At 47.9% G+C, this 211-nt stretch carries 1 pseudogene; it reads right to left on the bottom strand.

The features are described 5' to 3' along the window. A pseudogene (locus FDX22_RS15850) lies at positions 1–211 on the bottom strand (transporter); the annotation flags it as partial.

The following is a 211-nucleotide window of genomic DNA, read 5'->3' as shown; positions in this document are numbered from 1 at the left end:
AAAAATTAAATTCAGCACCAGTACCACGCCGAGACTTACCAGCATGCGTATGCGTAGATCAATCTCGATATGTTTTGCCAACTGTTCGGTGAGTGAATTGGTTATCGCCACGGCGTAGATCAGCACCACCACAAAGAAGGCAATAAAATAAAGCGTCGTGATCAGGCTGCCTATCTTCTTGCCATAGTAGTGGGTGACCGCGCCGGTGATC

Source organism: Citrobacter sp. TBCS-14, from assembly GCF_005280805.1.
Taxonomy (GTDB): domain Bacteria; phylum Pseudomonadota; class Gammaproteobacteria; order Enterobacterales; family Enterobacteriaceae; genus Citrobacter; species Citrobacter gillenii.
Note: the sequence above shows the minus strand (reverse complement) of the source record. Positions and strands in the feature narration are given on the sequence as shown.